The following is a 5,189-nucleotide window of genomic DNA, read 5'->3' as shown; positions in this document are numbered from 1 at the left end:
TAATGCAGACACTGGATCGGTGTCAGTGCCACACCAAAAGGTGATGTCTTTGCATCAAACAATCTTCCGCCAGCGTAACCCTTCATAACTGTGATTCCAACGTTTCGTTCTTCACAGATCCGATACAGTTCTTCCCGCTCCGGTGCAATCCGGTTCAGACTTTCATCGTATGTTTCCGCAAAATAGTTCTCGATATTGTCTGTCGGCGGAAGCAGATCAAACGCAGGATTGATACTAAAAAGAATCATCTCCACTTCATCGCCAAGTGCTGCCATTTTTGCCACGTCCGGATTATGAGTACTCATACCAATATGGCGGATTTTTCCTGTTGCTTTCAATTCATGCACGTATTCAATAAATTCACCATTCATAATGCAGTTAAATTCTTCCGGCTCATCCACAAAATGAATCATGCCAAGATCTATGTAATCTGTTTGCAGTCTGGTCAGCAAATCTTCAAAAGCTTCTTTCACCTTTGGCATCTCTCTGGTTCTGACATACTGATTGTTCTGCCAGGTGGAACCAATATGTCCCTGAATGTACCATTTTTCCCGGCGTCCTTTCAAAGCAAGTCCAATGTTGGAACGGACATTTGGTTCCGACATCCAACAGTCCAAAATATTGATTCCCTGCTGTTCACAGGTATCAATGATTTCTTTTACTTCCTCCGTATTGTGTCTCTCCAGCCATTCTGCGCCCAGACCGATTTCACTTACTTTTAAACCTGTTTTTCCTAAAATTCTGTAATTCATCCCAAAACCTCCATAATCCCTTTATCTTATTACCTCTGTGAAGGCACGCATCATTTTTGCCGTAAGTCCCCAAATCACATGTCCCTCATACTGATAAAAACAAACTTTCTCCTTTCGGCTTCTCCAATTATAATCCCGTCCACCGCAGATCAGTTCATAGGGAAAATCCTCTCCGGGTTCCACCCTTGCCCGGGTGACATAGCATTTTGGCTCCGTATGTAAAAAGAACTCCAACGGAACCCGAAACACCTCACCCACCTCTGCCGGACTGAACGTATTCTGATATTCTGTTACTTCCGCGGCAAAGGAATACATGATCAGACTGCTTCCGGTATAAAGTTTGTCCATGTCTCCCAGATAATGAATCTGTTCTTCGCTCAATAATAATTCTTCCTGCAATTCACGTAATACCGCTTCTCGCGGTTCCTCGCCATCTTCCACCATACCGCCGGGCAGACAGACGTCTCCCGGCTGATGTGCTATAGTGGCAGCACGTACTTCAAACAGTACATCATATCCACCGTTTGTATTTTTCAATAATGGGATACAAACTGCTGCCTGATGACATTGATCCATGCCGATAAAAGTCGGCTCATGCTGTGCCAATTTTTCTTTTAAATTCTCCATTTTTATCTTCCTATAGCCAAATTTTCTGCAGGATTTCTTTCAATTCATTTGCAGAATGAAGGAGTTCCGTATGTTCCTTTTCATTTAACGGAATCTCCAGCACCTGCTGCACGCCGTTTCCTCCAACGATCGCCGGTACACTGATACACAGATCCGACAATCCATATTCTCCCTGCATCAAACTGGAAATCGGTAAAACTGCGCCCTCGTCTCGAATCAGTGCCACCACAATCCGCGTCACCGCCATGGCAACACCATAATAAGTGGCACCTTTTTCTTCAATAATCTGATACGCACTTTCACGCACCCTGCGATAAATCTGTTCCATTGCCTGTTCATGATCATAGTGCCCACGAATCTCACAAAAATCGTGGATTGGAATTCCCGATACATTGGCACCACTCCACACAGCAAGCTCACTGTCTCCATGCTCCCCGATGATCATGGCATGCACACTGGCAGAATCCACCTGCAGATGTTCACTGAGCAGATAGCGAAAACGCGCGGAATCCAGTACCGTTCCACTTCCAATTACCCGCTCCTTCGGATAACCAGAAATCTTCCATGCCGCATAGGTCAGAATATCCACCGGATTGCTGACAATCAGTAAAATTCCTTCAAAATTCTGAGCCGTGATCTGTGGAATAATGTTTTTAAATATTTCCACATTTTTGTACACCAGTGCTGTTCGGCTCTCACCTGGTTTCTGCGCCGCTCCCGCCGTAATAATGATCAGTCCACAGTCTCCTACATCCGAATAATCTCCTGCATAGATCTGCATCATATGCGCAAAAGGTCGTCCATGGGCAATATCTGCCGCCTCTCCATGCGCTTTTTTCTGATCCGCATCAATAAGCACCAGTTCCGAAAAAAGTCCTTTCTGCATCAATGCAAATGCCGTGGATGATCCCACAAATCCACAACCGATGATTGCCGCTTTCTGTCTGTTCATAGCCGTTTCCTCCAGATTCGTATAAAATATATGTTTATACTTTCCAAAAGCTATCCTTTTTATACAGACACAAATTTAGATTAAAACAACACCTTTATCTGTTTCGGCTCCGTAGATGCGATCAATTTTCCTTTTCGATACGACGCAGGCACCGCCGCATCCTCATTTAAAGCCTGATGATAATTTGCTGCATCCATCAACACAAAATCTGCATCATTGCCAACTTTTATGCCATACCCATCTCCCAGATGCAATGTTTTTGCACCGTTAACCGTCACAAACCGATAGGAATTCATGCAGATTTTCTCTGCAGTATTTTACTTCCTCCACCGCAGCATCAATTTCCGGCAACGGTAAACTTGCCAACACACCGATTTTCTCCGGATATTTATTCATTAATTTTGCACCATATTCGTTAGATGCCCTTGCAACCTCAATCGCTTCCGCCGCATCTCCCATATGTAAATGTGGAGAAGAAATTGAAAGGACACTGTAGCTTATGCCAAGCGTTTTCTAATGATATATCTTACCCGACTATACTTATCTGTTGCATTTTTCTTTATTACATCAATATTAAGGTATATCATATCTTTCGCAAAACCTGCATTAATCATGCATGGTTAATTTTCCTTATCACTGTCATCTATAATATTTCCATCATCAATATTTTTCTTAAAAAAATTCTCATAGGCATAGTCCCATAAAACCTGTGAACCTTCGGCGGTGTGAGCATTACGCTTCATGATCTGACTTATAGCGATGCCATGTTCTTTCCATGAAACACCATTGTTTACCACATTCAGCATAGCCGGCTGCAGGTTGTCCATCGTATGTGCAAATTTTGCCTCCGGCGTTTCTCCTGCCTCAAATTCTTCCCAAATGTCCCGCAGTTTGCTCTGCTGATCCTCTGGAAGCAGCGCATAGATACGATCTGCCGCCTGGCATTCCCTCTCGCGCTGTGTTTTCAATCCTTCTTCGTCATACGCATAGGTATCTCCCGCATCGATCTCCACAATATCGTGGATCAAAAGCATGGTAACCGTCCGCAACACATCAATTTTTTCATTGGCGTATTCTGACAAAAGTACCGTCATGATTGCCATATGCCATGCATGTTCCGCGTCATTTTCCCGACGCACATTGTCCGACAATCTCGTCTGCCGCTGAATAAACTTTTCCTTATCAATCTCTTTTATAAAATCAAACTGCTGATCCAGTCGTTTTCTATCCATTCCGTGCCTCCCTCTTTTTTGCTGAGTGTCCTTTTATTATATGCCACCGACCACGTAATATCAATTTTTTATTCATCATACATCCTCACCAAATGTTTCTCCCCTTCATAAAAAATCAACTTCCTGCATATACTATATGTTTTTTTGCATTTTTCTATGTGAAATAAGTATCAAATCTTGAAAAATCATACTTAGATGCTATAATAAACAATGGCTGAATCATGAATAAACATAATTTGTGCTCAGCATATGACACTCGTCACTTTATAACCATCCAGAATCAGCTAATTAATCCGTTAATTTTCTGACACTGAATGATTATGAACAGATATAAAAAAGTAATAGAGGAGATTTTTATGGGTACCATCACTATTCCAAAAGGTTATAAATCTGACCTCAATCTGCACGATACACAGATTGCGATCAAGACAGTAAAGGATTTCTTTCAGACACGTCTGGCTCAGGAATTGAACCTTGCCCGTGTATCTGCACCACTTTTTGTAGATCCGGCTTCCGGATTGAACGACAACTTAAACGGTGTGGAGCGCCCGGTAAGCTTTGACATTGCAGAGCAGAACGGACGCATCGGAGAAGTTGTACATTCTCTGGCAAAATGGAAACGTTACGCATTAGACAAATACGATTTTGAAGTCGGCTCCGGACTTTACACTGATATGAATGCCATCCGCCGCGATGAAGTGACAGACAACATTCATTCCATTTTCGTTGATCAGTGGGACTGGGAAAAAGTTATTGAAAAATCTCAGAGAAATCTGGATACATTAAAAGAAACTGTTCGTCAGGTTTACAAAGTACTGCGCAAGACAGAAAAATACATGTCCATTCAGTATGATTACATCCATGAAATCTTACCAAAAGATATTTTCTTTGTAACAACACGCGAACTGGAAGAAATGTTCCCGGACAACACTCCGAAGGAACGTGAATATTATATCGCACAGGCAAAAGGTGCTGTCTGCATTATGCAGATCGGTGATAAACTGGAATGCGGCGAACCGCACGACGGTCGTGCTCCGGATTACGATGACTGGGCTCTAAATGCAGATATCGTTGTTTACTATCCGGTACTTGACATCGCACTGGAACTTTCTTCCATGGGTATCCGTGTAGACGAAGTATCCCTGAAAGAGCAGCTTGACAAAGCCGGCTGCCCGGAGCGTGCAGAACTTCCGTTCCAGAAAGCAATTCTGGAGAAAAAACTTCCATACACTATGGGTGGTGGAATCGGACAGTCCCGTATCTGTATGTTCTTCCTGCGTAAAGCACATATCGGAGAGGTACAGTGCTCTCTGTGGCCGGAAGAAATGGAAGCAAAACTGAAAGAGGCTGGAATTCAGCTTCTTTAGGCTTATAATAAAATTAAATATTTTAAAGCGAAATCGAAGACTTCTTCTGCAACCGCTAGACGTGCGCTACCCTCATCTCACTTCGTTTTCATCGCGCTCACTCCCACCTCCTATAAAAGCTGGTCGGTTCCCGTTCGCGCAAAAACTTGTGAGACTCAGTCGCTTACTTAATCGCTTGTCGCAGAAGAAGTCTTCGATTTCGTCATTTACACATTCAAGTCGAACGCACGTGAGACTTGGTGCGTGATTCTGGTCAGCG

Annotated in this window: 7 protein-coding genes; 1 reads left to right on the top strand and 6 read right to left on the bottom strand. The window is 43.1% G+C overall.

Features of this window, described 5'->3' with window-relative positions; translation table 11 throughout:
- From LG34_RS10325 to LG34_RS10300, 6 genes are all read right to left on the bottom strand, one after another.
- Nucleotides 1–752 (bottom strand): aldo/keto reductase (locus tag LG34_RS10325; protein ID WP_109215971.1); only part of this gene is annotated, 752 nt, incomplete at its 3' end.
- 21 nt (nt 753–773) lie between these two features.
- Nucleotides 774–1,379 (bottom strand): NUDIX hydrolase, encoded by a 606-nt coding sequence (locus tag LG34_RS10320; RefSeq protein WP_109215970.1) that lies wholly within the window; start codon nt 1,377–1,379, stop codon nt 774–776.
- A 10-nt stretch (nt 1,380–1,389) separates the two neighbouring features.
- A complete protein-coding gene (locus tag LG34_RS10315; protein ID WP_109215969.1) occupies nt 1,390–2,331 on the bottom strand; it encodes an L-lactate dehydrogenase in 942 nt (313 codons plus the stop codon).
- 80 nt (nt 2,332–2,411) lie between these two features.
- Nucleotides 2,412–2,627: an amidohydrolase family protein gene (locus tag LG34_RS10310; protein WP_109215968.1), complete on the bottom strand. Its 216-nt coding sequence runs from the start codon at nt 2,625–2,627 to the stop codon at nt 2,412–2,414.
- A complete protein-coding gene (locus LG34_RS10305; protein WP_109215967.1) occupies nt 2,599–2,790 on the bottom strand; it encodes a hypothetical protein in 192 nt (63 codons plus the stop codon). The genes LG34_RS10310 and LG34_RS10305 overlap by 29 nt, the downstream gene beginning before the upstream one ends.
- A 161-nt stretch (nt 2,791–2,951) precedes the next feature.
- On the bottom strand, nt 2,952–3,563 hold the full coding sequence (locus LG34_RS10300) for an HD domain-containing protein (protein ID WP_109215966.1): 612 nt from the start codon (nt 3,561–3,563) through the stop codon (nt 2,952–2,954).
- A gap of 356 nt (nt 3,564–3,919) precedes the next feature.
- Between LG34_RS10300 and asnA the strand changes: the two genes are divergently transcribed.
- Entirely contained in the window at nt 3,920–4,930 is a 1,011-nt protein-coding gene (gene asnA, locus LG34_RS10295; RefSeq protein ID WP_109215965.1) for an aspartate--ammonia ligase, read from the top strand.
- Nucleotides 4,931–5,189: the final 259 nt, after the last annotated feature.

The sequence above is a fragment of the Eubacterium ramulus genome (assembly GCF_003122485.1).
In the GTDB taxonomy this organism is placed as follows: domain Bacteria; phylum Bacillota; class Clostridia; order Lachnospirales; family Lachnospiraceae; genus Eubacterium_I; species Eubacterium_I ramulus_A.
The sequence above is the reverse complement of the archived record's forward strand: the minus strand, read 5'-3'. Positions and strand labels throughout refer to the sequence as shown.

What these genes read in the sequence shown, in the direction of transcription:
- LG34_RS10320 (WP_109215970.1), bottom strand. Translation starts at nt 1,379, where the DNA reads ATGGAGAATTTAAAAGAAAAATTGGCACAGCATGAGCCGACTTTTATC.
- LG34_RS10315 (WP_109215969.1), bottom strand. Translation starts at nt 2,331, where the DNA reads ATGAACAGACAGAAAGCGGCAATCATCGGTTGTGGATTTGTGGGATCA.
- LG34_RS10310 (WP_109215968.1), bottom strand. Translation starts at nt 2,627, where the DNA reads ATGAATTCCTATCGGTTTGTGACGGTTAACGGTGCAAAAACATTGCAT.
- LG34_RS10305 (WP_109215967.1), bottom strand. Translation starts at nt 2,790, where the DNA reads ATGGGAGATGCGGCGGAAGCGATTGAGGTTGCAAGGGCATCTAACGAA.
- LG34_RS10300 (WP_109215966.1), bottom strand. Translation starts at nt 3,563, where the DNA reads ATGGATAGAAAACGACTGGATCAGCAGTTTGATTTTATAAAAGAGATT.
- asnA (WP_109215965.1), top strand. Translation starts at nt 3,920, where the DNA reads ATGGGTACCATCACTATTCCAAAAGGTTATAAATCTGACCTCAATCTG.